Annotated in this window: 1 protein-coding gene; it reads left to right on the forward strand. The window is 68.0% G+C overall.

Translation table 11 applies throughout. From position 1 onward, the window contains the following. On the forward strand, window positions 1-453 hold a 453-nt coding region (locus tag AC1DWF_RS35655; RefSeq protein ID WP_476843175.1), incomplete at its 5' end, for a cobaltochelatase CobT-related protein. Window positions 454-637 lie beyond the last annotated feature (184 nt).

Here is a 637-nt window from a genome sequence, read left to right on the forward strand (position 1 = left end):
ATCGTCTACAAGTCGGCGGATGCTCCCATGCGGCGGTCGCGCCGGGCCATTGGGCTCATGCTGCGCGAGGGGCTGCTCAAGGAGAACATCGACGGCGAGGCGCTGAACTGGGCCTATCGCCGGCTGCTCGCGCGCTCCGAGCGCCGCCGGATCCTGATGGTCATCAGCGACGGCGCGCCGGTGGACGACAGCACGCTCTCCGTGAACCCCGGCAACTACCTGGAGCGGCACCTGCGCGAGGTCATCAAGGAGATCGAGGGCCGCAGCCTGGTGGAGCTCATCGCCATCGGCATCGGCCACGATGTGACGCGCTACTACCGCCGCGCCGTGACGATCGTGGACGCCGAGGAGTTGGGCGGCACGATGATGAAGAAGCTGGCCGAGCTGTTCGACGAGGATGCCGCGGAGGCCTGGCATCGCGCGGCGGCGGAGCGCGCGCCGCTGGTGGCGTAAGGCCAGAGGCTCTGCACCTTCCTGAGTGAAAGGGTCAGGGCCAAAAGCCCTGGTGGGGGGTTGGCAGCGAAGCGGAGACGACCGAGGGGCCAAAGCCCCCTCGATTTCGCCTTGATTCCCAGGCAAGCACCGCCGCGCACCTCCGGATGATCCTGGCTTGATCCGTCGCCGCCATCTCTTCGCG

It is taken from the genome of Aminobacter sp. P4_D5, from assembly GCF_056401815.1.